Here is a 26,607-nt window from a genome sequence, read left to right on the forward strand (position 1 = left end):
TGGAGTCGCCCATGACGCTCGACGAATTCTGGGACCACATCCAAAAGAGTAAACGCAAAGACCCGGACGCCCACGCGGAGCGATTGGAACAGCGGCTGACGAAGTTACCACCGAACGAGATCCTCGACTTCAATCACTGGTGGGAACTGATGATGGGCGAGGCCTACAACTGGAACTTGTGGGGCGCGGCGTACCTCATCAACGGGGGGTGCTCGGACGACGGGTTCGAGTATTTTTGCCGGTGGCTCGTTCTGCGCGGGCGCGACGTGTTCCAAACCGCGGTCACGACCCCGGATACTCTGGCTGACGTGGTTGATCCGGACGACGGCGACGTCGAGTGCGAGTGCTACCCGGCAATGCTGGCGTGGTTCGCCGCGACAAAAACCAAGCGGGATGAAGCCGGGTACGACGCCTACAACGCGGCGGTAAAGGCCAGACACCCGAACGGCTCGCGGTACCCCGCTCTGGGCGCGGGCTGGGATTTCGATGACGACGCGGAGATGCGAAAGCGGCTCCCGCGCCTCTCGGCGCTTTACATGGACGGGGGCGCGGGCGAATAATACGCCAAACCCGACGCTCTCCGTGAGGTGCTCGATGGACTGGAAACCGTTCTGGAAGGTCATCGAGGACGCATACCGACCGGACCCGATCGATCACTTTGAAGCGCTCAAGGAGCGGCTCGGCGCTTTAAAGTGGTTCGAGATCATCGAGTTCCAGGCGCGCTTCGACGAGGCCGTCTCGTCCGCGAACCTCATCGATTTGTGGGGCGCAGCGTGCCTCATCAACGGCGGGTGCTCGGACGACGGGTTCCGCGACTTCCGCGTGTGGCTCGTCGGGCGCGGGCGCCGCGCCTACGAGCACGCGCTCCGTGACCCGGATTCCCTCACAGACATTCTCGACGGCGACCCCGTGGACGGCTTCGGGCTCGATGCTGCCGCGCTCCGGGTGTACGAAGAGAAAACGGGCATGAGCGACTTCTACACGCGGCTCGATCGCGCAGAAGTAGACTCCCCTCCTCCACCGCCCGAGGGCGCGGACTGGGACTTTGAAGACGAGTCCGAGATGCGCAAGCGGTTCCCGAAGCTGTGTCACCTGTACCTGATTCCGGAACGCGACGAGTGACACAAGTTCTCTGGGTCACTGAAAGTGGAAGTGCCACCCGATGAGTGCATTTAAAGACCACTTCTCCGGCCACGCGAGCGACTACCGCACGTTTCGGCCGACGTACCCGCCCGAGTTGTTCACGTTTCTCGCGTCTGTTGCGCCGGCCCGTGATCTCGTCTGGGATTGTGGCACAGGAAACGGTCAGGCCGCGGTCATCCTCGCCGAGCACTTCAATCGCGTCTTCGCTACAGACGCCAGCGCCGAGCAGGTGAAGAACGCGACACCGCACCCGAACGTCGAGTACGCGGTCGCACCCGCAGAACAGTGCCCGCTCCCGAATGCGAGCGCGAACCTCGTCACCGTCGCGCAGGCGCTTCACTGGTTCGACATCGATCGTTTCTTCGCCGAGGTCCGCCGCGTTTGTAAGCCGGGCGGAGTAGTCGCGGTGTGGAGCTACGACTTGCACTCCGTAAACGCGGACGTCGATCCCGTACTCGACCGGCTCCAGAGCGAGTTCGTTGGTCCGTACTGGCCACCGGAACGCGCGCTCGTGGATGCCGGTTATCGCACGATCCCGTTCCCGTTTACAGAAATCCCGAGTCCTCGACTGGAGATGACCGCGCGTTGGGACTTGCCCACACTCGTCGGGTACATGAACACGTGGTCCGCGACGAAACGGTTCGAGAAGACGAACGGCTTCAACCCGCTCGACCGGCTGAGTGAGGCATTCACTGCCGCGTGGGGAGAACCCGCGACCGTGCGCACGGTGCGATGGAAATTGGCCACCCGCGTTGGGCGCGTCGAGAATCCGAAAACGTGAACGGAAACGCTCAGCGCGTACCGAGACGGAAGCCGACCAGCGTGAGCAACGAGCCGAGCATCAGCGATACGTGATAGTCCCGGAACGGCTCCACGGTGTGGATTCCGAACTGGTGCCCGATTGCTGCGACCGCTGCGCCAATCAGCACGAGCACGCTCATCAGGTTCCCGCGGAAGAAGAGAGAGGCGAGCAACATCAGCCCGGCCAGCCCCACGTTGAAACTGTCGACCCACCCCAGCACCGGCGCCGGTACGCCGGGGAACACCAGCGGCTTCGTCGCGCGGGTCGCGTCGAGCGCAACCGGCTGTTGCAGAGCGGACAGATCCTGGCTCTCCATTGCTTGCGTTGCTTGAGCACGAAGTTCGGCCCCGGGAACAAGGCCGTTCTGATGAGCCCACAGCGCGCACGCGGCGAGCAGTAGAGCCGCTCCGATCGTCCGCACGTGCGGCCCAACGAACAGCGAAATTATGGTCCCGAGCGGGTCGCGCTTGCGCGTCGGCACGAACACGAAATCGTCCGGTTGTTCGGCCGCGCGGAACAGCGTGCGCACGCTCGTGGGCGCGTGTGCGGTGGCACCTCCCGGCGCGTGAGCCGTTTCCGCGCGCCGGATCTCGTCCGCCGCACGTACCATCGCGTCCGCCGCGGCCCGCGCTTGATCTTCCGCGGTCTGGGCGTTCGCACCGGCCGCGAGCAGGTTCGCACGTTCGACCGCGAGCAACAGCTTGCGTTCGCGCGAGTCCTTACGAGATTTCTCGATCCGCTCCATTGTGGCGATGATCGGTTCGCGCCACGCCGCGTGCGTTTCGCGCACCCCGGCCGCCCCCCCGCGGAGCAGCACCGTGCGCGCGGCCAGCTTCGCCTCGTACCCGAACAGTGTCTCGAAGAATTCTTCCCAGTCGCGCCCGGCGAACTTCGCCACGAACTGGCGCAGCGCCTCTTCGTCCAACCCGCGCGCCCGCATCCGCCGGAGCTGCCGTTCGCACCCCTCAATGATTTCCCGGCGCTCTTCGACCAGCGCGCGGTCCATACCGTAGCGCAGCGCGAACGCGATTCCGATCCCGATCAATCCGAAACCGATCCACATCCAGAACACTTTCAACAGGGCGAGCAGCACGCAGAACATCGCGAAGCCCGACAGCCCCACGATCCAGTCCCCGCGCCCCAAACCCGAAATGAAGCGCCGCGTGCAACTGAAGAGGTGCCCCTTGCGCGTGATCCCGTCGAGCACGAAGTACGCGAGCGTCGTTTCCAGCGCGAGTCCGAAGATACCGAACGCCCACCCGATCTTTCCGAAGAACGCGAGCAGCACGGCCATCAGCGCAACTGTGCCAAAGAACCCCGAAATGAGCCGCCCCCGCAACACCGCGGTGCCACAGGTGTTGAACCGGAGCACGGCCGTTTCGAGTCGCGAAATCTGCTCCTCGTGCGGTGAAAACGTACCCGCATGGTAAACCCCGAGCCACGCTTCGAGGGTCCGGATCACCTCGCTCATGTCCTGGTAACGGTCGTCCCGGCTCTTCGCCATCATCCGCTGAATGACCGCGGAGACCTCCTTCGGCACGCGGGCGACGATCTGCTCCGGCGGCACGAGCGGGTCGTAAGCGTGCTTCGACATCAACTCGACGGCCGTCGTCCCGTCGAACGGCGGGCGGCCGGTCACGAGGACGTAGAGCGTGCAACCCAGGGAGTAGATGTCGGCGCGGTGGTCCACGGTCGCCGCGTCGCGGCACTGTTCGGGCGACATGTACGCCGGCGTTCCGAGCGCGATCCGCGCGCCGGTCATATCGGGCGGCAGCGAGAGCAGCCCGCTCCGCGCGCTCGGGTCCGCGAGCCGATCGTCCGCACGCGACACGGCCGGGGTCTTCACCAACCCCAGGTCCGCGACTTTGACCAGGCCCTGTACGTCGAGCAGCAGGTTATCGGGTTTCACGTCGCGGTGAATCATCCCGCGATCGTGTGCGTGTTTCAGTCCTCGTGCGGCCTGAAGAATGTACCCGACCGCCGTTTCCGGATCGAGTTTCCCCTGCACTTTCAGCAGGTCCGCGAGCGATTTCCCGCGGACGTACTCCATGCTGAAGAAGCGCGCCCCGTCGACCTCACCGATATCGTGAATCTGAACGATGTTGGGGTGCGAAAGTTGAGCTGCGGCGAACGCCTCGCGCGTGAACCGGGCCACGAACACCGGGTCGGTGGCCCAGCGCTTACTCATCACCTTCAGCGCGACCGGCCGATCGAGCGAGAGCTGCGTCGCGAGGTACACCGTCCCCATGCCCCCGCGCCCGAGTTCGCGCTCAATGGTGTACCCGCGAACTTCCGTGTGCGGCGCGATGCCCGGATCTTCCGCGTCACCGCTGATCGGACCGGGAGGCGGGGTCGCGCTGCGATGGTTCGGATCGGGATTCGTGCTGGCAAAGCCGAATACGTGCGAAGACGGGAACGGCGTCCCGCCCGACGGAGGATTTGAAGGTCTTGCTGCCGGCGGCGGGGTCACGAGTTCAACGCCCACCGCAGACGCCGCGGCCTGCTCGCGCGAGTCACGGGTTTGCACGCCGCTCGGGAGCGCCTGAACCTGCAAGGCGCTCCCGGGTTCGTCCGGCACGCACAACATGAACGGCTGAGAGCACGCGGGGCACCGAGGCCGGTATCGGCCGGGCTTCGCAGACTTCAGATTCAATCGGTGGGCGCAATACGGACAGGCGATGGCCACAGAGGGCACCCTCGCTACGAGTTGGGCGGGGAGTGCGAAAGCAGGCGCACGGTGTGATCGGAATCCGAGCGTTCTGCCACACCGAATTCGTAGGTCACAATCGCCGAACAGGTCGGCGTTTCGGACGTGCTCGTTCGCTCGCGTTTGCGCGCCGGGCTGAAAAAGAGTGAGGGATTTTCAAAAAGTGTGCGGCTTTCAGGCGTGCGCGAAGCCGAACCGCTTCTGGCACGCTCCGGGGAGTGTGGGTAGCATGATTCGATCGCCCTCTCGGGAGATTGGTGTGAAACTGTCCGCCGATCAGTTCGCGACCGTTGTTCGCAATCTGCCCCTCCCCAACGACCAAGCAGCGGCCGCGGCCGAAGCGCTCGCCCAACCCGCAACGGATGAACTTCCCGGCGAGCTGATTCGGCGCGAGATCCTGACCGAGTACCAAGCTCGAATGATCCTGTCCGGCCACGCCGACGAACTCACCATCGGGCGGTACACGATCCTTGATGAACTCGGCGAAGGCGGAATGGGCCAAGTGCTCAAGGCCCGCGACACGGCAATGGACCGCGTGGTCGCGGTGAAGCTGATACGCGACGACCGGTTCGGGAGCGAATCCGCCGTTCGCCGCTTCGAGCAAGAAGTGAGAGCCACCGCCCGACTCGCGCACCCGAACATCGTCCGCGCCTACGACACGGGGGTGTTCAACGATCGGCACTTTCTGGTGACCGAGTTGATCGCGGGTTCCGATCTGGGGCACGAACTGGCACGTCGAGGTTCGTTCCCTGCGGGCGAGGCGTGTCACTACGCGCACCAAACCGCGCTGGGACTCCAGCACGCTCACGAACACGGGCTGATACACCGCGACATCAAGCCATCGAACCTATTGTTCAGCGCGGCGGAACGAACGGTGAAGATCGCGGATTTCGGCCTCGCGTACTTGGGCGATTCCGGCGCCGGCAGGTTGACGGCAGCCGGAGCGGTGATGGGCACACCGGATTACATTGCACCGGAACAAGCGAGTTCCGCGTCCGCAGCCGACATCCGCTCGGACCTGTACTCGCTCGGATGCACGCTCTATCAGTTCCTTACGGGCCGGGTGCCCTTCCCCGCCGATAGCGCGCTCGCGAAGCTGGTCGCGCACGCGAGCGAAGCCCCGCCCCCACTCGATACCGTGTGTCCCGGTCTGGCCCCCGGATTAGCCGCCGTGGTCCAGAAAATGATGGCGAAGAGCCCGAACGAGCGCTACCAATCGCCGCTCGAAGTTGCCGAAGCCCTCGCCCCGTTCTGTGACCCGAGAAATGCCCGTATCGCAACGAACTCGGCGCGCGCGATCGCGGTACCGCCCCATTCCACGCTCAACAACGCGGCCGATCTCACCGCGCACTCAGCCCCACATCCGGAACCGAGTCGGCGCGAACCCAAGGCTCGATCCCCGCGCCGCAGAACCGTCGGACTCGTTGCAGGTGCCGGCGTGTTGGTTGCAGTAATAATCGCATTAGTTTTCATCAGTAGACCGACCCCATCCGAGTCGCCCGACGTTCGCCCCGTTCAAATAACGGTGAAGCTCGACGACTGGCCCTCCGCGCGCGAACCCGGAGCGGTCATCTATCTCAGCGGCGCATCGCTCCCGACCAGTGAGAGTGAGAAGGCACGCACCAGCGATGATCTCAAACGCCCACTCGAACTCGCGCCGGGAACATACGGACTCACGCTGAGAATTGGCGGAGAAATCATCGAGCGGCGCGAGTTCAACGTAACTTCAGAAAGTGCGCATCGGGCCATTGCGCTGGGACCGATTGTGCCCGAAGTGGTAGCGGCCACGATCACGAACGGGAGGGAGGTGAAGCGCTGGGAGGCACTGGGGCCGGTCTCGGATCTCGTGTTTCTCCCCGACGGCAAGAAGTTCGTTTCGATGGAACGACCAACGGGCGTCTTCCGGCGCCCGCAGGCTCACGAACTGACAATCAGCGGGGCACTGTACGCCACCGAAACGAACGAAATCTTCTCGCGCTGGGACACGGTCGGCAGCGGTCGCGTCGCACTGTTTCCCAAAGCCGGCGCGGTCGTGGGATGCCAGTTTCCGGACCCGGCTCTCAAAAGCGATGCGTACCGATGGTGGGCCGTACCGCTTTCTAGCGGTGAAACACCGACCAACGACGGGTCGGTGGTCGCTGGCGCGAGCACCCAGAAGCACCGCACCAGTCTGCTCACCGCGTCCGCGGACGGCACACGCCTGTTGCTGTCCTTTGTCACGCAACCCGGCGACAAAGCAGTTGGAACGGTTCAACTGTGCCCAGTTACATTCACCGACGCGCGCACGATTGCAGTCGGCGAACCGAAGCTCTTCCCCGGTGACACCGCTTGCTTCGATCCGAGCGGACACCGCCTGCTGGTCGCAAACGGCACGGCGCTCGCGCTCTACGACCAAGACACAGGCAAGCCGATGGCGCCGGAGTTTACTGGGGCCACTGCGAGCATTCAGGACGTCGCAGTAGCTCCGAACGGTAAGTACCTCGCTGCGGGATGTGCTGACGGGGCGGTCTACTTCTGGCGGACGGGCACGAAAGAACCGATAGCGGTCGGTAGGGGGCACAAGGGCAAGATAAACGTGTTGAAATTTACTCCGGACGGCGCTCGTGTGGTCAGCGCGGGCGAGGACGGCACCGTTCGCGTGTGGCTAACGGAGACCGGAAAAGAAATCGCCCAGTTCAAGCACGACGGCTCTGTAAACGCCCTCGCGATTTCCCCCGAGGGCAAGCGCGTCCTCACCGGTAGCGCGGACGCGACGATTCGGCTCTGGCAACTGCCGTAACACTACACCGGGTTGGGGTGAATCCCCACGGCCTTGCGAACAGTTTGCAACGTGATTTGAGCGAGCGCCCGTGCCCGCTTCGCCCCAGCAACGAGCACTTCCTCCACGAACCCAGGGTCGCGAGCGAGTTGCTTTCGGCGCTCACGCGCCGCAGCGAAATAGGCGTCGATCTTCGCGAGAAGCTGCGTCTTGGCGTCGCCGTAACCGAACGGCCGCCCGCCGCGTAGTTCCGCACCCTTCATCGGGTTGCGGTACAGATCGGCCATTTCCGCTTGTTCGGCCGCGGTTGAGAAAAGCTTGTAGAGTGCGAATGCGTTGCACTTCTCCGGGTTCTTCGGCTCTTCGACCGGCGTCGAATCGGTGACAACACTCATCACCGCGTTCTTGAGCGCCTTCCCCTCGGCGAAGATTTCGATCGTGTTCCCATAGCTCTTGGCCATTTTTTGTCCGTCGGTCCCAGGGACAACAGCCGTTTCGCTGTAAACGCCATCGGGGAGCGGGAAGACTTCGCCGAATGCGTGATTGAACGACCCAGCGATGTCGCGTGTCATTTCGAGGTGTTGTTCCTGGTCCTTGCCCACCGGGACGAGGTGAGAGCGGTAGATGAGGATGTCCGCGGCCATCAATATGGGATACGTGAATAACCCGACACTCGCAGTGAGGCCGCGTGCGACTTTATCCTTGTACGAGTGGGCACGTTCGAGGAGTCCCATTCCGCTAACCGTGGAGAAAATCCACGCAAGTTCACACACTTCCGGCACATCCGATTGGCGGAAGAAACTGGCTTTTGCGGGGTCGAGTCCGAGTGCGAGGTAGTCGAGGGCCACGTCGCGCACGTTGTCCGCGAGAATTTGCCGTGCGGGTCGGGCCACGATCGATTTGTTCTTGGCCGCGAGTCCGGCTTCTTTTTCTTCGGCTCCGCGTAGCGACGTGAGGGAGTGATAGTCCGCGATGAAGTACAGACACTCGCCCGAATCCTGCCGCTCGATGTGCTGTTTGATCGCGCCGAAGTAGTTGCCGAGGTGCAACTTGCCCGACGGCTGCACACCGCTGAGAATTCGCGGGCGGACGGTAACACTCATCACGGAAACTCCCAAACTCGCCGAGACACTCAACCGGCCGCAAGCGTCACGGTCACAAAGCGTGCCGGCGACTGTGCTTGGCCTTTTCTTATCGGCACGGACACGGTTAGATTACGGCCGGTTCGGTCCCGAAACCACGGGTCACGGCATGGATGGCCCCTCCCCGATCCCCGATCCCCACGCACCGGCCGGCTTCGTCGCGCTGAACGATCCGCGGCGCACCGAGTTCCTCGTCGAAGCGCTGAAGGTCGCGCTCCACAGCGCCGGCGAACACCGATTGTTCCAGTCGGGCAAGCTCCCCGGACTGTTCCCCGCGCGCACCGGACTAGCAGCCGAAGCCGCACTTCAGGCACTGCGCGAAGGGTTACTCGAAACGGTTCGGACGGAAGCGAAAGGCAAGCTGATTACCGAGTGGGTGTGCGCGACGCCAAAAGCGGTCGGGTACGTCCACGAACACGATTCACCGCGATCCATTCTGCGCGAGCTGAAGGACGTGCTCCAGGCGACACGCACCGGCGTGCCCGCGTTCATGGAGGAAGCGAAGGCGGAACTCGCTGCTCTCTCCGCGAACTTCGAGAAGCGCGCGGCCGAAATGCTCGGGCGCCTCGACGACCTCGCGAAGCGCTGTGAAGCGGCCCTGCGGCGGGCGGAAACCAGCGGGCCGGTGGTGACAGAATCGGTGGGTCGCGTTGTGCCGTGGGCCGTCGACGCACTGGAGTACCTCGATCGACGCACTCAGTCCGGCGCAACCGGCGACTGTCCGTTGCCGGAGCTGTTCCACGCGGTTTGCGTTCGCTGCCCGGAACTGACGCTCCCCGCATTTCACGACGGTGTGAAGCGCCTCCACGACGTGCGGGCGGTTCGACTCACCCCCACCAGCGCGATCCCGGAACCGGAATACGCCGTGGTGGTAGAGGGGCAGTTGATGTACGCGGTGGGCCGGTGAGAGCCGATTGACCACGAGAGGCAGAGGGCAGAAGACAGAGGTCAGAAGGCAGAACCGCGGATAACGCAGATTACGCAGATCAGACACCGGGAACAGCTTAAACACCTACCTGCTATCGTCTGATCTCTGCCTTCTGTCTGATCCGCGTAATCTGCGTTATCCGCGGCTCTTCCTGTTGAATCAAAACGGCCACGCGGTGCCGAGCACCTTCTTCTGTTCGGCTGTAATGGTGCGGATGCCCGCTTCGCCCAGATCCACGAGCGCATCCAACTGCTTGCGCGAGAAGGTGGCCTCCTCGCCACTCCCCTGCACCTCGATGATCTTCCCGCTACCGGTCATCACGAGGTTCATGTCCACATCGGCGTCACGGTCCTCGACGTATTCGAGGTCGAGCCGTTCCTCGCCGTCCACAAGCCCGACGCTCACGGCCGCGACGCTATCCGTCAACACTTCGGACACCGGAACGGTTAGCAGCGCCTTGATCGAGTTCACCGCATCGACCGCCGCAACGAACGCCCCCGTGATGCTCGCGGTACGAGTACCGCCATCGGCTTCGAGCACGTCGCAGTCGATCCACAGCGTGCGTTCGCCGAGTTTGTCGAGGTTCACGACCGCACGCAGGCTGCGACCGATGAGCCGTTGAATCTCCACGCTGCGCCCGTCGACCTTGCCCGCTTTGTCGCGCGGCTTTCGCGTGTTCGTGGATCCGGGGAGCATCCCGTACTCCGCGGTGAGCCAGCCCTTGCCCTTCCCGACCAGGAAGTCCGGCACCTTCGGCTCGACACAGCAGGTGCAGAGAACGGTCGTGCGGCCCATCTTCACGAGGACCGAACCGGGCGCGGGTCGGGTGAACCCGCGCAGAAACGTCAGTTCGCGGAGTGCAGAAGGAGCGCGGTCATTGGGTCGGGGCATGGAGTTGTTATCCGATCACCGCAGTAGGCGATTTGAAAATAGGTGAGGAATCGAAACCGAGCGCCCGTCCGATTAATTACCGGACACGAAAACGGACCAAGCGCACTACGCCGAACCTTCTTCCGCTCCGAGCACTTTTCAATTTCAAGTTACTGCTGCCGACCGCATTGTAGTGGCGATCCGGCTGAGCAAACCGCGAATCTCTACCTCGGTGGTGTTGCAGAGAACCCGTTCGCAGACCACGCTACACACACCAGCCGGCTTACACCGGCCGTTCACCGATGCGTAGTCACTTCGGTCGGTTGATCTTGTGCTCGGTCGCGAACGCCATGAGTTCCGGGTAGAAGCCGTGGAAATCGGTCGCGAGGTCGGCGTCGCGTGAGATGAGGAGCGGCATCGCATCCGGAAGCCACATCGCGCGATTCGGAATGCGCTTCGCGATCACCTTCGAGACCCGGGCGAGTGTGTCCTCAATGCCGTCGAGAGTGGCGTACCGGTTGAGCCGGTCCTCGTCCACGAACCGGCGCATAAAGTCGCTCGCGTCCCCGGGCAGGCCCACCAAATGATCTTCCAGCACGCGGTAACTCCGCGCGGCGAAGGACGGGAGTGTTTCCGTGCTATAACGGGTCCACTCGCGCGCGAGAATGTGGTCGTAGTAGATGTCGATCAGGATGCCGCCGAACCACCCGAACTCGCGCGACACCCGGCTGATACTGCGGAGCGTGAGCGGGTGCCGGTCCGTGAACCCGTCGATGAGCCGGTGCAGCATAACACCGCGGAGCACATCGGGCGTGAGACTCGGGAGGTCGGGGTTCCGAACGAAGTCGGCCGCGACGCCCCCGGCCATGTCACCGGGGTCACCGTCCGCGAGGTGCAAGTGTGCGAGGAAGTTCAACGGTTCCGTCCGGGATGTGGGGACCGGCATCGGGCCGGCTCTGAATTTCTGTCTTTCTACCCCGAAAGGGGGTTACACGTCAAAGCCCAGGGGCGATCGCAACGCGAGTCCCCTGGGCTTAAAGAACCGGGACACTGAATCGTTCACTTCTTGCTGGGCGTGGCGTCGCCCTTCAGTTCGCCGGCCGCCCACTTCAGCCCGCCGAACAGGTGGTGCTGGAACTTCTCGTCCTTCCACACCTTCGGGTCGTGCCCGAACGACGTGTAGAACACCTTGCCCTTCCCCTCCTCGCGGCACCACGAGATCGCGTAATCGTTGTCCGCGCGGACGAGGTTCTTACCCGGGTTGAACGAGTCCGCCTCGATGCTGAAGATGATGTGCAGTTTCTCGCGCGAGTACGGGGCGGGCTTGAAGATGTACATCTCGTCCTGGTAGTCCATCCCGTCCTTGAAGCCGGCCGCGGCCGGGTGCTTCGCGTCCTCGACCTTCACCTTGATCTTCTGCAGCCCCGGCGGGTGCCCCTGGAAGTACGCGCCGATCAGGTCGCCGTAGACCGACTCGCCGTACAGTGTGTCGGTGGCGCAGTGCGTACCTGCCAGCGCGCCGCCCGCCTTGACCCACTCGCGCAGATCCGCGAGTTCCTGTTTGTTGACCGGGTTCCCGGTGGTGAAGAACAGCACCACGTCGAAGTTCTTCAACGTTTCCTTGTTAATGCGCCCGCAGTGTTCCTTGCCCACTGGCTGCTTGGTCGCGCCGCGGAACTTGTCGCTGTACGCTTCCAGCGCGGTGCGCTCGACGCCCTTGTCCTTCACGATCTGGTCCGGGTCTTCGGTGAACCGGTAGCAGGTCACGTCGAACCCGTTCTTCGGGCCGATCGCCTTCAATACTTCCTCGGCAGTGTAGACCGAACTGTGCGGGAACCCACCGCAGTGCGTGACGAGCAGCAGGCGCTTGTTGCCCGTTGCTTTTTTCGTGTCTTCGGCCGTAGCACGTGCGACCGGGCCGAACGCGACGAGGGTCGCGACGGCGAGTAGGAGCGTGAATTTCTTCATGATCGGGGGAACTCCGCGCGGGAAAGGTGTGAGGCAGGCCCGACACGCGGATTGTAAGCGAACCGCACTCTCGTGGCCAAGTAGCTGCTGTCGCTCACCAACACGTATTGGCGACGGGGACTACTGGCGAACCCCGCCCGCAAGGGCGGCGGGTCATACACAAGGCCAGCGCATGACATCCACCGCCCTTGCGGGCGGGGCTCGCCCGGCGTTGTTGGCGAACCGCGAGTGACAACGAGTGAGTGCAAGCTACACCCACCGCCCTTGCGGGCGGGGTTCACCATTCAACAGTGGGATTGGCGCCTCCACCCGAATGGTGGAGGCATTGAGGTATCACGTGCGCTTCACGACGACGAGCGTTCGGTCGTCGGCAGGGGTCGTGCCCGCAGTGAAGAGGGAGTGTGATGCGAGGATCGCTCGGAGGAGCGCGCCGGCACTCGGGAGGCACGTTTCCAGTTCTTCGTCGATGCGGGCGGAGCCGAACACGTCGCCCTCGGTGTTCACGGCTTCGATCACCCCGTCGGTGAACAGCACCACCTGGTCGCCCGGCAAGAGCGGGAGCGTTTGCTCCAAGTACACTTCGTCCGGTTTGATCCCGAGCGGGAGCTTCTGCGCGCGGTTCAGCGCGAGCTTGAACCCGTCGGCACAACGGAGCAGTCGGGGCGGGTTGTGGCCGGCACTGGCATAACTGAGCGTACCGTTCGTCGGGTCGAACACCGCGTAGAACGCGGTCATGAAGCTCCCCGTCGGCCGGGTGTAGCGCCGAGTCAGGTGGGCGTTCATGTACGTGAGGAACTCGCCCGGACTTTGTGGCGGTTCGGGGCGCGTGTGCGCGATGCTGTGGGCCACGGCCATCAGTACCGCGGCCGGCGCCCCGTGCCCGCTCGCGTCCGCGATCAGCACGCCGAGCCGGTCGTTCGGGAGCGGGAAGAAGTCGTAGTAATCCCCGCCCGCGCGCTTCGCGGTCTGATAGTGGACCGCGACGTCCAGGTTCGGCACCTTCGGCTTCTCGGCCGGGAGCAGCGACTTTTGAATCTCCGCGATCGAGCGAAGTTCATAATCGAGGCCGTCGAACGCTTCCTTCACCGCTTGCGACAGCACGACCGTTTGAGTCGCCCGGGCGAACAAGTTGCTGAGTAGCACAAGGTCGGCGACGCGCTCGCGCGGGAACGTCGCGGTGTCGTCTCGGGTGATGACGACCATACTCGACGCGACCCCGTGCTCGAAGTGCGGGATCGCGAGCAGGGAACGCTGACCCACGAGGTATTCTGCCGCGGGGTCGTCGGGATCAATGTTCAGGTTGTCGATGACGCGAGGTTGATCGCCGTAAAGCAGTTGCGCGAGAATCCCGCCGTGGTGAACCGGGAGCCGGTGTGATTCCTTCCACGGATTGACTGACTCTTTCCACATGCTGTATCGCACAACGCGATACTCGGGGTCGTGCAACCCTCGGCGCGCGATGGTGAGATGCCGACTCAGAGGGAACAATTGCGAGATCCGCCGCGTGAAGACCGCGTACATCTCCTGCGGGTCGGTAGACCGGCTGAGTTCGCGCATCACCTCGACACTGACGGCTAAACGAGCACGCCAGTTGCGCGGTTCGGTATCGAAGAAATCGGGTGCCACGGTCATTTGCCGCCTCCGCGGCTGAGATGCGAGCGACGGTCCGTGTTGTCGAACGGGCGATCCGGATAGGCGAGCATCAGTAGACTCGCGATCGGGACGAAACGCAAGCGTTTCGTTGCGCTTTCAGCGTTTTTCCCGGCCCACCCTGGAAAACTGTGCGGATTGACGCACGCCGTGAATTGAGGACGACTGGTGTTTTTCTGCTCGCGCCCACTCCGGCGCGGTCATGTCCCCAATGGTGTCACTCTTCTGGTGCTACGGTCGGGTTGAGGAACCGGTTCACGGGTACCTACCCCCACCCGTCCGGAACCTTAATGTCGGAGCATTGTCTCACGAAAAATCGTCGGCGTCCATGAAAATACTACGGCTGTCATTTTAATTTTCGATTGATTCAGTTCACGCCTGAGTAGATTCGGAAATTCATCACAAGCCGCATTCTCGGCACAATTTACAGCCACTCTCCCGGGGCGAACCGGGGGCGTTCCTTGTAACATAAGCCCAATAGCCGTATAACGAAGGAAAGATTTGCCCGCCGCGTCGTTCGTGCGGGTTAGTAGTGTTGTGAAGTTCCGCTCAGACGGGGAGCGTCCCTCCCGCGCCACCCCGTGAGGTTCACCAGATGCCCGCTCTTAAGCTGCGGCGGATCGATCTCACAGCCAATAATGCCGCGGCTCAGATCGCCAAACTTCGCGACCAGTTCCGCACCGATACCGAGGTCGTCTCGGCCGCCAGCAAGAAGAAAACACAGGCCGTTTTCGGTGAGGCGCTCCCGCCGGCACGTGCGGTCGAGCGAATCTGTAACGACGTGCGCGAAAAAGGACTCGCCGCGGCCCTTAACTACACCGAACTCTTCGACGGCGTGAAGCTGAAGCCCGACCAGCTCCGCGTCAAACCCGCGGAACTCGCCGAGGCCCACGCGAACGTCGGCGACGACTTCCTCGAAGTCATCCGGCAAATACGCTACAACGTGATGCAGTTCCAGTCGGGGCTGCTCCAGCGCGACGCCGTCATGCCCGTTTCGGGCAAGCACGAACTCCAGGTCCGGTACCGGGCGCTCAACCGCGTTGGGGTGTACTGCCCGGGTGGGGCCGCGGCGTACCCGTCCACACTGCTCATGACCGTGTGCCCGGCGCAGGTCGCGGGGTGCGAGCAGATCATCGTGTGCATGCCCCCGAACGCAACCGGCGCGTACAACCGCGAGATGCTCGCGACGTGCCACGAACTCGGGATCACCGAAGTGTACCGGCTCGGTGGTGCCCAGGCGATCGCGGCAATGGCCTACGGCGTCGAAGGGTTGAAGCCGGTCGATATGATCGTCGGCCCGGGGAATCAGTACGTCGCGCTCGCCAAGAAGCACGTGTTCGGCCAGGTCGCGATCGACTGCATCGCGGGACCGAGCGAAATCGTGGTTCTCGCGGACGACTCCGCCCACCCGGACTACGTCGCGCTCGACCTCCTCGCGCAAGCCGAGCACTCACCGGGAGTTGCGGTTCTGGTGACGTGGTACGAACCGCTCATGAACGAGATCCAGGACGCACTCGCGAAGCGGCTCGCGAAGCTGTCGCGTGCGGACCTCGCCAAAGACAGTTTGGAGCGATTCGGCGCGATCGTTCTCGCCCCGAACAAGGCCGCGGCCGTCGACTGCGTGAACGCGATTGCTCCCGAGCACCTGCACATTCAGACACGCGACCCGGACGCGATCCTCGACGATATCGAAAGCGCCGGCGCCGTGTTCCTGGGGCCGTTCACCCCGGTCGCGGTGGGCGATTACGCCGCCGGGCCGTCGCACGTGCTCCCGACGGGCGGCACCGCCCGGTTCGCCAGCGGGCTGAACACCAACGATTTCCGGAAGCGCACGAGCATCTTGCGGTTCACGCGCAACGGGTTGAAGGACATCGCCAGCGACGTCATCTTCCTGGCGAACAAGGAAGGCTTGACCGCACACGCGGCCAGCGTCGAACTACGTGCCAACGACAACGGCCCCGCGGCTCGCCCGAAGCCAAAACCGGAGAAGGTGCCGGCGGCGGCTCCCGCGAAGAAGTAACAGGCGAACGGCCGGTGTAAGCCGGCCGGTGCGTCACGTTCGTTATCCTCAACGCGCGTGACGCCGACCAAGTAACCGGTCGGCCAACCAGCCCACTTAACGAACCAATTCCCCGCCTCGTGCGGGCCTCACCAGCCGGCTCACGCCGGCCGTTTGCTATGACTGTCCGCTCCAATATTCGCGCAATGGCCGGGTACGTTCCGGGCGAGCAACTCAACGACCCGGACATCATCAAACTCAACACGAACGAGAACCCGTACCCGCCGAGCCCGCGGGTGTTCGAGGCGATTCATGCGGCACTGACGTCGAACAGCCTCCGCAAATACCCGCAGCCGCTCGGCGACACGTTCCGCAAGGCCGCGGGCCGCGTCCTGAACGTCAGCCCCGATAGCATCCTCATCGGGAACGGCTCGGACGACATCCTCACCATTCTCACGCGCGCCTTCGTCCCCGAAGGCGGGCTGATGGCCTCCGCGACGCCGAGCTACATCCTGTACCGCTCGCTCGCAGAAATTCAGGGCGCGCGGTTCGAGGCACACCGGTTCACCGACTCCTGGGCCATCGCCGAATCCTGGCCGCGTGGCGCGAACTTGACGTTCCTCCCGAACCCGAACTCCCCCTCGGGCACAGTCGTTGATCCCAAGTCGATCGTGCAACTCGCACAGGCTCTGGCGCCCGCGCCGCTGGTTCTCGATGAAGCGTATGCCGACTTCACAACGTGGACCGGCCTGGAACTTCTCGCGAGCACGCCGAACCTCATCATCACGCGGACCCTGAGCAAGTCCTACTCGCTCGCAGGCATCCGGTTCGGGTTCGCGATCGCGGCGCCGGAACTGGTTCGTGAGCTGGTGAAAGTGAAGGACTCGTACAACTGCGACGTGTTGAGCCTCGCCGCCGCGACCGCCGCGATCGAAGACCAGGACTACTTCCGCGAAGTGCGGGCGAAGATCATCGCCACCCGCACGCGGATGACGCAGGAACTCACCGCACAAGGCTTCGACGTAACGCCGAGTCACTCGAACTTCGTGTGGTGCCGGCGGCCCGACCGACCCGTGAAGCCGATTTACGAAGAACTGAAGCGCCGAAAGATCCTGGTGCGGTACATGAGCTATCCGGCCGGTCCGCTCAGCGCGCCCGAAGGCCCATACGACGGGTTGCGTATCTCCGTTGGCACGGATGCGGAAATCGACAAGCTGCTCCACGAGCTGAAAGCCATACTCTGACTCTTCGACATAGGACTTTCTGACTTTACGCCTTGAGACCTTGGAAGATGCCCCGCACCGCACGCATCGAACGTAAAACGGCCGAAACGGAAATCGACCTGACGCTGAACCTCGACGGCACCGGCGCCTCGAAGCTCGCGACCGGCGTCGGGTTCTTCGACCACATGCTCACGCACATCGCGAAGCACGGACTGTTCGACCTCACCGTGACGTGCAAGGGCGATACGCACATCGACGCCCACCACACCGTCGAGGACGTCGGGATTTGCTTCGGCAAGGCGCTCGTCCAGGCGCTCGGCGACAAGGCCGGCATCCGGCGCTTCGGGGACTGCACGCTGCCGATGGACGACACGCTGGCGACGGCCGCGGTCGACTTGAGCGGCCGGCCGTATCTCGTGTGGCGCGCGGACGTGCCGCTCGAAACACTCGGCACGTTCTCGTCGCAACTGGCCGAAGAGTTCTGGCGCGCGGCGAGTTCGACGGGGCTGTTCAACTTACACGTCGTGCTGCACCACGGGCGGAACACGCACCACATCGTCGAAGCGATCTTCAAGGCGTGCGCCCGCGCGCTGCGGGCCGCGGTCGAACCCGACCCGCGTGCGAGCGGCGTGCCCTCCACGAAGGGCGTTCTCTAGCCCGCCGCCCCGTCTACACTCACGACTTCGAGCGAACCGGTCCGGCAAGCACCACCCGCTCGTTAACACGCGCGGTTCGCCCGGAGGCTTCTTGGCGAACCGCGCGTGTTAACGAGCGGGTGGAAATGGCAGCAGGCAACTACCAGAACTCAACAGCCTCGTGTACCGGTCCTATCAGATCGCAACCTTCCGAGTTAAATCGGAAAGCGCTTTCACGCGCAGATTCAATCCGTTACACTTCCGTTAATCGAGGACAAGGACGTGGAAGAAGAAGCGAAGGCCAAGAAACCCCGAGCGCCCCGAACCGCCAAAGCCCCCCAACAACCACAATCAGTTGACGCGCTCGTTCAGCACGCGCTGAAATTGGCCGCAACGAATCCCAAAGCGAAGTGGACCGGCGCCACCTCCGCGGCGCTGTTCAACACGAAAGAAGCGAACAGCGCCGCGGCCATCGAGCGGTGTCGGGACGCGAGTCGGCCGCTACTGAAGCAGCACAAGGACGGCGCGACACTCACGGGAGCCGGCTTCGAGGAAGTTGCGGCTGCGCTCTCCGAGGAGCAAGTCACCCCGGTCGCCAAAAGTGTCGCGAACGGACTTCCGGTCGGCGAACGCGCGGACTTTCTTCAGGGTGTGATTGGTCGAACTCCGCTCGCTGCCGCGGAACTGACTCCGCTGCTCGAAGAAGCGATTGCCGCGGAAAAGGCGGCGCGCCAGGCCCGCGAAGAGGAAGCCGCCAAACGGCGCGCGGCAGAAGAGGCCAGCCTGCAAGCGCTGAAGCGCGCACAAAAGCTCATCGCCGAGCGCCAACAGGCGCGCGTCGCGGAGCTGCTCCGGCTGCTCGAAATCGAGGGCCAAAAGCCACCGGAACCGACCGCGGAGCGGCCACCAGCCCCGACGCTGGAAGTCGCGCCGGCCGTACCGAACAATAGTGAAGACAAGGATTTCCGGCGCGATGTGGCGGCGCAACTGGCGTCGTCGTGGCGCGCGACGTGGGAGCTGAACAAGCCGGACGCGCGCGAGTTCCTCGAATCCGCGATGTGGAACATCAGCGGGTTCAAACTCGTCGGCGAAGTCGGACAGCGGGTCGCGTACAGCGGGCGCGTTCACGAGAGCGTCGCGGGCGTGTTCAGCGGCGATCAGGTCAAGGTCGCGCGCCCGGGCTGGGTGCTCGACGAGGACGCGGGCGAGTTCGTGGTGCTCAAGGCGGTGGTCGAAAAATGAGGGCGCGCTGATGGCCGATCGGGTGTTCTGTATCGACTTCGGAAGCGCGTACACCAAGGTCGCCCTCCGGCGCGATCCCACCGCCGACAGCGAGTTGCTCTCGTGGCCGAACATCGATTTCTGCGTACCCAGCACCATCGCGGTGGACCGGCGCGGGACGAAAGCGAAACTCGCGTTCGGTGACGAGGCCGCCGACCAGCAGAGCGGCGGCGGGATCGACGTTCACCGCAACTGGAAACGGTCCGTGTTCCTCGCACCGGCGGCCGCGCGCCCCACGCAGTCCCCGCTCGAAGCACTTCTCCAATCCGACGATTTGCTCGCGCTGGCCACGCGGTACGGCGTCCCGCACGGGCAGATCGGCTACCTCCAGCAGATGGTGGGCAGCGCGAAAGCCCTCATCGCGGGGCCGGGCGGTCGCATCGTCTCGGCCGAATCGCAACAGCAAACGATCGCGACCGCGCTCGCGGCCCACTTCTTCCACTGGCTCCGACAGCGGACGATGGAGGCGTGTGCGAAGCTCCCCACGACCGGGCTGAAGTTCGAGGACATCCCGGTGCGCGTCGCGGTGCCCGCGTTCGCCCGGGGCGGCGACGACCCGCACCCGGGGCGCAAACTGGTCCTGGACGCGCTCGACAAGGCCGGGTGGCCGCTGCACCCGGACCAACCCGCCGTCGCCGAGCCGTACTCCAACGCGATCGGCGTGCTCACCAAAGGCGCGAACGTGCTCGGGCGCAACGGGCGCCTGAACTTCAGCGACATGTTCAGCAAGGGGCCGCTCATCACGGTGCTGAAGGACGCGGCCCACTACCCGAGCTACCGCGCCCTGGTGATCGACGTCGGGGCCTTCACCACGGACTTCACGGCGCTCACGTTCAAACCGACGGGCGAGCCGGTTCTCACGCCGGATTCCGGGTTCGAGTTACTGGAGAAATCGGTCCCGTTCGGTGTGAGCGATCTCGACGAGGAGATGCGCCTGACACTGAAAGTGAGCGAATGGCCCGTGAAACCGACGTGGACCGACTGGGCGAAGGTGCAGCAGAGCGTTTACAGCGAGGGCAAGGGCTACCGCGCCCCGGGTTTGGGAAAAGTCGTGGGCGGGCCGGCCGACAGCGAGGCGGTACAAGCGTGTCTCCGCACCTTCACCCAACGGATCGTGGACGAAGCGACCGCGTTCTGCGAACCGCTCGAACCCGCGTTCACGCAGGAACTCATTCTCACCGGCGGCGGGAGTAACATTCCGGTGGTGCGCGAGGCACTTCAAACAGCCGCGAAAGCGGGCGGCAACACGTTCGTCAAAACGCACGCCCCGGACCTGAAGCGGGTGAAGGGCGTCCCGGTGGACAAACTCGACGAGCACTTCGCCCGCGGGGGTAGTGCCCTCGGGGGCGCGAGCATCTATTTCGAGAAGGGCTATTATTAACGCGCCTGCCCGCGACACCGAACGTTGAGCTCTGGTACCGGCGCAACCGCACGATTTCAAGCGAACAGCCCGTGCGGACCTCCAAGGCAGAAGAGTTTTGACAGGATTAACAGGATTCAAAGATAATTCCCGTGTGGTCTTCATCCGGTTGATCCTGTTAATCCTGTCAAAAAGTGCTTCTGGTTTTCACATCTCACCGGCCGTTCGCCAAGGGACTTCCGGGCGAATCACAAATGTGACAAGCGGGCGGAGCTGCCCGTACCTGTCCATTTCCACTCACACTCCGCCCGCGGCGCGGGTGGGTTTGCCTATAAACCGGTTCGCGTGTACCATTCGCCTGTCCCGCCCGGCTCACTGGGCGGATGGGCGCAACTACTACCCGAATCACGACAATGGCCTCACCACCCGTCACGTTCCCCTGTCCGTTCTGTTCCCGCCGCATGGGTGTGCACACGGAGTTGCTCGGCCGGCAGGTCCGGTGCCCGCACTGCAAACGGGTCGTGATCGCGCCGGCCGCGGCCGGGACGCCCTCCGCCTCCCCGCCACCCGAGCCCGAAATCCGCCCGTTCAACATTCCGCAGAAGGAAGGCGCGGACAGCATCCTGAGCGAATCGGACGAGTCCGACGACGAAGTTTTCATCTCACCGGCCAACACCCCCACGCGCCCGATCCTGTTCTCGCCGTCCCAACAATCGTCGGAACCGGAATCCGAACCGGCCCCCACGCCCGGTGTCAACGAGTCGGTCGGGCTGAATCTGTTTCCGGAGTCGAGCGATTCGCTCCCGGATCCGGTTCCGCAGACATTGGTAACGGGACCGGCGCCCGGTCACCACGCGAGCGCGTTCTCGGCCCCACCGGTGCCGGAACAGAAACCCGAACCGCCCAGCCCACTGACCAGTCTGAACCCGGACCCGGAGCGCGAAGACACGCCTCCGAACCCACCGGATCTTCCTCCCCGACCGGACGAGGCGAACCCGTTTACCGGCTTCGAGCCGGATCCCCTTCCACTCCCATTCGTGAAGGCGCCCAAGGCGTCCGAGCTTCTTTCCGCTCCCGATGCCCCCTCACCGGAACCGGCGCCGAGCAAAAAGCAACTACTCGACGAAACCCCAACCGAAGACAAGGAAAAACCGGCCCGCGCCGAACGGTCGCGACCTGCACCAGTTGCGGCCAGCAGTCGCGCGAAGACCACCGTTCTGGTCCTTCTGGCGGGGTACGCGCTCGTTGTCACGGTGCTCGCGGTCTACGGGCTGTTCTTCAAGTCCCGTGGGGTGCCCGAAACCGGCCACCCGCTCTCGACGATCCCGGACACGTTCGGCGAATTCGATCCGGTGAGCCGAAAGAAGGTGACCAAGTTAGACTTCCCGGTAGACGGTGAGCTGCCCACGGCTCAGCGCGCACAGTTGGGCGGCAAAATCACCATCGGCCAGTTGGAAGTGGAGCCGATCCGGGTCCAAAAGCGTCCGCTCCAGATGATCCTGGAGGGCACGGACGAAAAAGACAAACAAACGCTTCGTGCCGGCACCGCGCTGGTGATGACCATCGCCATCAAGAACCTGTCGAGCGACTTGCCCATTTACCCAATGGACCCCGCGTTCCTTCGGCGCGCCACCAAGGATGACCAGCCGATCACCCGGCTCGTCATCGGCCACAAAGTGTTTGCGGGCGGGGAGATCGAATGGCCACTCCCGAGTCGCTTCAAAAAGAAATTCGAGGTCCAGCAGGGCAACGACGCGAAGATTCTCGAACCGCGTCACAGCCAGGAATACATCGTGTTCACCGAGGCGAACCCGGAGCTCGTCAAAGCCGCGGAATCTACGCGCGAAGCGCTCCAGTGGCGCATCCAGGTGCGCCGCGGACTGATCGACTACAAAGGGAAGGAAGTGCCCGTGACCGCGGTGATCGGCGTGGACTTCAAAGCGAGCGACATCCGCGGAATGGACTAAAAAGTTGAGGAAGGGTTGAACCTCTTCGCCGTTCGCGCCATCATGTTCTTCGCACAGGCGTGCAGGCTGAGATTCAGGTTTCGGCTCATCGGGACAGCACACAGTGTGGGTTCGACTCCCACCCCCTTCACTCCCAAACGCGGAAGGGGTAGCCCAACGGTAGAGGCGGAACAGCTGCCCCACAGGTTCAGGTTGTCACGCCAGATTCAGTACCGTGCCGAGGTGTTCAATCGAACGAACGGCCCCAACCAACACATAGTGGTTCGATTCCATTCCCCCGCGCTTCGCCCAATCCCACGCGGGGGTCGCCTAACGGTAAGGCGGTTGGTTAACAATACTAAAGGCCGGCGACCGGATACTGTGAACACTCCCTGAGACGGCACACCCGCGAGCGCAAGCTTGTAGGGCCAAGCCCCGGCGAGCCGGCGAAAGCTCGTCCGGGGCGCTTTTGTTTCTGGACACGTCCCGGGATAAAATACACATCCGTATAGGCGATCTGATCCGGTTACAGACCGCCGATTCCGGTAGTGCGGGCCTCGAATTTCGATCGAATGTTAGCCGCGCGCTCGTGAAAACTGACGTTTCGTAGGCGAAAACGAGTGATTTCCACGCGCCGGGGCGAAGATGTTAGCAATTGTTATCCGTCGGTCGGGCCGAATTCGAGTCGGTACTTACCGGTGACCAGCACCTCGTCGTGCTGCCACTCCGAGGCGATGGTCTGGAGTAGCACCGCGAGCCCCGTGGTTCCCGGCACGCCCTCGAATTCCACGAACATGTACTTCGTGGTCGGCTCCGTAGCACAGAACAGTGCCATTCCACCCGCGGACACGTCGCGGCAGAACCCCTTCATCGGTGGTTCCACCTGTCCGTCCGACTGGAGCGGGTACAGCGTGAGCGGAAACGTGGCGGGAACACGCGGGTGTTTGCGGCGATCCTGGGTGTCGTTGAGCGTGCGCCGAATGCCCTCGATCAGCTTCACGATCGTCTTCTCGCCCGACTTCGCGAACTCGGACGGCGGGTTACCGAAGAACGTCCCGGTCACCACGACTTCCCCGGTACCAGCGCCGGGGTCCGGGAGTTCCACGATCACCTGCAGCCCCGAATCGGGAGCTTTGGGTTTGCTGCTGAACCAACCGGTGGGTGCAGGGACCGGGGCGAGTTTGCGGAACTCGACGCGCCCCTCGGTGCGCGAGTCCATCGTCACCCCGCCCTCCTCCCAGAGGAGATCGAGCTTAACTTGGGCCACACGCGGATCGATGGAACTGAGGAACCGGCACCCCCAAGTGCCGTCACGGTCGCGGTTTACCGCGCCCATCGCCGAATTGATGCCCGCTTCGGTCTCTGCCGCGCGAAGCACCGCGTTCACCAAATGCGTCGGCGGGCGCCCGGGCGCCTGGGCGAATTTCCCCTGTAACCAGGCGATCGGGACCACAGAGAGGATTTGTTCGAGACACACCCCGGCCGGTTTCGGTTGCGGCGTCCGCGTGGCTGCCCGTTCGACCGTCGCAGCCGCGGGCGCAGGTTGTGTGTACGTAACCCGCTTGGGTGGAACCGGTTGCGGGGCGGGGGTCGCGGCCGGAGTCACAAAATGTGGCACGTTACGCAGCGTCGGTTCGTTCGCGGCGCTGACTCCGCGCGTCGGCGCACTGGAGGGCGGGGCCGTGATAGATCCCGACCCACGTGGCGATGGCGTGAGCAAACTGGCCGCAAGCGCCGCGACCGAGCGCGACGTTCCCCCACAAAGGGCGTTAATGAAGTCCGCACACGACGCGAACCGGTCGTCGGGCTTCTTCGCCAGCGCGGTCGCAACCGCAGCACGGTCCGGTGGAGCAAGCCCGTTCAAATCAGGGGCGGCAGTCATGTGTTGCAGCATCATTTGCTGCACGCTGCGCCCGTTAAATGGGAACGTACCAGTAAGAAGTTCGTAGTACACGAGCGCAAGACTGTACTGATCGGACCGCGTATGCACTTGTCCGCAAAGAACTTCCGGCGCCGCGTAGCGCGGCGTGAGCCCGCGGTTTTCCTGGCGGCTCTTGCCCGTATCGAGCTTGCTGACGAGTCCGTAGTCGCCGACTTGCACGTGCCCGGCAGTGAGGAACAGGTTCGCCGGCTTCACGTCGAGGTGCTGGAGCCCGTACTTCGCGCCGATCACGTCGAGCGCTTCGGCCGCCTCTCGCAGGTAGCCCAGCAACTCTTGGCGCGGAATCCCGGGCAGCCCCTGTCCTCGGCACTCCTCGAACCGGTCACCGAGCTGCTTGTCGGCCAACTCCATGACCATGACCAATTCGGCGCCGACCAGTTCGACCCGTTCCAGGGAGAGAAGGAACGGATGGCGAATCGCTTTAACTTGTTGGAATGCTTCGAGTTCCTGTCGGAGTTGTGCGCTGTCGTTATTAGCGCCGTCCGAGTCCCCTGTGACGAACTTGATCGCCTTGTGAAGCCCCCCGGGCGCTTCGCACTTCCATACTTCCCCGAACCCGCCTCGACCCAACGGTTCGAGCAGGACGTAGCCGGGCAACGGGGCGTATCCGGCCGATTTGGTGTACACGGAGTGCGTACCACAGTCGGGGGCGGAAACAAGAGGCATGGGCGAACCCTGTCGCGAGAATGCAACCAATGAAGACCTTAGCTCGCGTGCGCACGAGGAATGGCCCAATTTGCCTAGACAACTGAAAGAACGGATCCCGAATTCAGCCGAGAAGTGAAAACGGCCCGATGTAATTCGCGCCTTGCGAGAGTTCATCCGATCGCGAATCCGAACTAACGGACAACTGGAAGACCACAGATTGGTCCGAGCGCTGTGTTGCGGCAACGGCTCCAAGTGCTCACCGCTTTGGCACTCAACGCGAAAAGATGGCACACCGGTGCGCATTCAGTTCGGTCGAGCCACTTCTCACTACTTGTCATTCCCACATGGGGGCAAAAATTCATTAAAACACAACATATTACATCAGTTATACTTCCCGCGATTCGTTCTCCAAGTATTGAATTCGTGAATAAAAATCTTGAATTCCTATTCGGCCTGGCAATTCAGTTGCATTCAAGATTAAAATAACCCAATTAATCATTATTCATTTGCAGGAAATGCCATGAGGTTTAAGCACCCGTGGCTCGCGTTGGCCGTGGCAGCCTGTTGTGCCGCTGGCGCCGGAACGCTCACTGCGCGGTGGCTCGCGCGAAGTGTGCCGCTCCCGTCTCCGCCGGAACAATTGGGACTGTCCATTGAGCCGCAAGGCCTTGATTTCGGTGAAGTTTGGGCGACAAGTCACTTTGAATGGAACCTACCCGTTCGCAACGACTCCGGTTCTGAAGCCTCGGTGCAGTCTTTACTGGGCGATTGTTCCTGCGTGACGGCCGGTTCGTTCCCGGTACGCATCGGAGCCGGCGAGTCAAAAACAATTAAACTATATTTAGATTTAACCAAGAGGTGCATGGGCAGGGGAGCCGACCCGTTCGCCGCCGTCCCGCACCCGATCAAGCTGTCCGCGTCCGTTATTATTCAAAACACTCATCGTCAGTTTAATTGGGCACTGGACGGCCGAGTCAAACCCGTTGTTCTCCCGAGTGCCCGCGAGATCGATTTCGGGCGCCTGTGGAACGCTCCATCACTCGAACGATCGGTCCCATTGCACCTCGCGCCGGGAATCGAGGTTCGGGCGGCCAAACTTGTTGGAGAAGGGTACGGCTTGGTTCCCGAGATCCGGCGCGGGGATAAGACTAGCGAACTCGTGGTCCGATTACCCTCACTCGGTCCCCCGAGCCGGTACAAGTGCGAGGTCCAAATAATCCCGGTCACCAGAACCGGTGAACCGATCGATCTCCCACCCATTCCGGTGAACTGGGAGGTCTTGCACGAGGTCCAACCGGACACAACCACGGTCGATTTTGGGGTTCTTACGGTCGGGGCCGTTTCTGAGAAAACCCTGACCCTGTCTTCTTTGAATGGGAAGCCGTTCCGAGTCACGCGCTGTCAGATCGATGCTCCCGGTGGGGCCGTTGCCGCCCCCGAACCGGCGACCAGTTTGCCGGTCCTCGTCTCGCGCCGAATCGACCGCACCGGGGACCAAACCGGGGAAGTCCACATTGAGGGGGTAACCGATACCGGCGCGTCGTTCACGATCAAATGTCGCACGCACTACTTCGGCGTTAATCCCGCGAGCCCGTGAGAGGCCAC

The 26,607-nt window shown here is 63.3% G+C and carries 19 protein-coding genes; 12 read left to right on the forward strand and 7 right to left on the reverse strand.

The genetic code is table 11. The annotated features are described in order from the left end of the window. Window positions 1-11 precede the first annotated feature (11 nt). Genes VT84_RS21265 through VT84_RS21275 form a run of 3 tightly spaced genes read left to right on the forward strand, consistent with a single transcriptional unit; the run spans window position 12 to window position 1,924 of the window. Window positions 12-560 carry a DUF4240 domain-containing protein gene (locus VT84_RS21265; RefSeq protein ID WP_082840921.1) on the forward strand — a complete coding sequence of 183 codons (549 nt, stop codon included), beginning with the start codon at window positions 12-14 and terminating at the stop codon, window positions 558-560. Window positions 561-594: 34 nt separating this feature from the next. Next, the gene (locus VT84_RS21270; RefSeq protein WP_162271795.1) at window positions 595-1,122 is read left to right on the forward strand and encodes a DUF4240 domain-containing protein; all 528 of its coding nucleotides are present in this window, start codon (window positions 595-597) and stop codon (window positions 1,120-1,122) included. Window positions 1,123-1,162: 40 nt separating this feature from the next. Then, window positions 1,163-1,924, forward strand: coding sequence for a class I SAM-dependent methyltransferase (locus VT84_RS21275; protein ID WP_082840923.1), 762 nt, complete (start codon window positions 1,163-1,165; stop codon window positions 1,922-1,924). A gap of 10 nt (window positions 1,925-1,934) precedes the next feature. Here the strand turns inward: VT84_RS21275 and VT84_RS21280 are convergent, their stop codons facing one another. Further along, entirely contained in the window at window positions 1,935-4,523 is a 2,589-nt protein-coding gene (locus VT84_RS21280) for a serine/threonine-protein kinase (protein WP_162271796.1), read from the reverse strand. A 388-nt stretch (window positions 4,524-4,911) separates the two neighbouring features. Between VT84_RS21280 and VT84_RS21285 the strand changes: the two genes are divergently transcribed. Beyond that, entirely contained in the window at window positions 4,912-7,431 is a 2,520-nt protein-coding gene (locus tag VT84_RS21285; RefSeq protein ID WP_052560902.1) for a WD40 repeat domain-containing serine/threonine protein kinase, read from the forward strand. 2 nt (window positions 7,432-7,433) lie between these two features. Here VT84_RS21285 and trpS read toward each other — a convergent pair whose 3' ends face one another. Continuing rightward, window positions 7,434-8,513, reverse strand: a complete 1,080-nt coding sequence (gene trpS, locus VT84_RS21290; protein ID WP_082840925.1) for a tryptophan--tRNA ligase — start codon at window positions 8,511-8,513, stop codon at window positions 7,434-7,436. 148 nt (window positions 8,514-8,661) lie between these two features. On the opposite strand from trpS, the gene VT84_RS21295 reads away from it, so the two are divergent. Then, window positions 8,662-9,459, forward strand: coding sequence for a hypothetical protein (locus VT84_RS21295; protein ID WP_082840926.1), 798 nt, complete (start codon window positions 8,662-8,664; stop codon window positions 9,457-9,459). Between the two features lie 180 nt (window positions 9,460-9,639). Here the strand turns inward: VT84_RS21295 and rph are convergent, their stop codons facing one another. The 4 genes from rph to VT84_RS21315 all read right to left on the reverse strand — a co-directional run bounded on the left by rph (window position 9,640) and on the right by VT84_RS21315 (window position 13,950). Further along, window positions 9,640-10,371 (reverse strand): ribonuclease PH, encoded by a 732-nt coding sequence (gene rph, locus VT84_RS21300; RefSeq protein WP_052560905.1) that lies wholly within the window; start codon window positions 10,369-10,371, stop codon window positions 9,640-9,642. Between the two features lie 289 nt (window positions 10,372-10,660). Continuing rightward, entirely contained in the window at window positions 10,661-11,296 is a 636-nt protein-coding gene (locus tag VT84_RS21305) for an ACP phosphodiesterase (RefSeq protein WP_082840927.1), read from the reverse strand. A 113-nt stretch (window positions 11,297-11,409) separates the two neighbouring features. After that, the gene (locus VT84_RS21310; protein ID WP_082840928.1) at window positions 11,410-12,318 is read right to left on the reverse strand and encodes a ThuA domain-containing protein; all 909 of its coding nucleotides are present in this window, start codon (window positions 12,316-12,318) and stop codon (window positions 11,410-11,412) included. A gap of 333 nt (window positions 12,319-12,651) precedes the next feature. Continuing rightward, on the reverse strand, window positions 12,652-13,950 hold the full coding sequence (locus tag VT84_RS21315) for a PP2C family protein-serine/threonine phosphatase (protein WP_052560908.1): 1,299 nt from the start codon (window positions 13,948-13,950) through the stop codon (window positions 12,652-12,654). 613 nt (window positions 13,951-14,563) lie between these two features. Between VT84_RS21315 and hisD the strand changes: the two genes are divergently transcribed. From hisD to VT84_RS21345, 6 genes are all read left to right on the forward strand, one after another. Continuing rightward, the gene (gene hisD / locus VT84_RS21320) at window positions 14,564-15,988 is read left to right on the forward strand and encodes a histidinol dehydrogenase (protein WP_082840929.1); all 1,425 of its coding nucleotides are present in this window, start codon (window positions 14,564-14,566) and stop codon (window positions 15,986-15,988) included. Between the two features lie 158 nt (window positions 15,989-16,146). Further along, window positions 16,147-17,211: a histidinol-phosphate transaminase gene (hisC, locus tag VT84_RS21325; RefSeq protein ID WP_082840930.1), complete on the forward strand. Its 1,065-nt coding sequence runs from the start codon at window positions 16,147-16,149 to the stop codon at window positions 17,209-17,211. 47 nt (window positions 17,212-17,258) lie between these two features. Further along, a complete protein-coding gene (gene hisB, locus VT84_RS21330) occupies window positions 17,259-17,846 on the forward strand; it encodes an imidazoleglycerol-phosphate dehydratase HisB (protein WP_052560911.1) in 588 nt (195 codons plus the stop codon). A 261-nt stretch (window positions 17,847-18,107) separates the two neighbouring features. After that, entirely contained in the window at window positions 18,108-19,067 is a 960-nt protein-coding gene (locus VT84_RS21335) for a hypothetical protein (protein WP_082840931.1), read from the forward strand. Window positions 19,068-19,077: 10 nt separating this feature from the next. Then, window positions 19,078-20,487: a hypothetical protein gene (locus tag VT84_RS21340; protein ID WP_082840932.1), complete on the forward strand. Its 1,410-nt coding sequence runs from the start codon at window positions 19,078-19,080 to the stop codon at window positions 20,485-20,487. Between the two features lie 392 nt (window positions 20,488-20,879). After that, window positions 20,880-22,433: a hypothetical protein gene (locus VT84_RS21345; protein ID WP_082840933.1), complete on the forward strand. Its 1,554-nt coding sequence runs from the start codon at window positions 20,880-20,882 to the stop codon at window positions 22,431-22,433. Between the two features lie 637 nt (window positions 22,434-23,070). On the opposite strand, the gene VT84_RS21350 is transcribed toward VT84_RS21345, so the two are convergent. Continuing rightward, window positions 23,071-25,020 carry a protein kinase domain-containing protein gene (locus tag VT84_RS21350; RefSeq protein WP_162271797.1) on the reverse strand — a complete coding sequence of 650 codons (1,950 nt, stop codon included), beginning with the start codon at window positions 25,018-25,020 and terminating at the stop codon, window positions 23,071-23,073. An 844-nt stretch (window positions 25,021-25,864) separates the two neighbouring features. Between VT84_RS21350 and VT84_RS21355 the strand changes: the two genes are divergently transcribed. Continuing rightward, the gene (locus VT84_RS21355) at window positions 25,865-26,599 is read left to right on the forward strand and encodes a hypothetical protein (protein WP_052560918.1); all 735 of its coding nucleotides are present in this window, start codon (window positions 25,865-25,867) and stop codon (window positions 26,597-26,599) included. Window positions 26,600-26,607 lie beyond the last annotated feature (8 nt).

It is taken from the genome of Gemmata sp. SH-PL17 (assembly GCF_001610855.1).
Taxonomy (GTDB): Bacteria; Planctomycetota; Planctomycetia; order Gemmatales; family Gemmataceae; genus Gemmata; species Gemmata massiliana.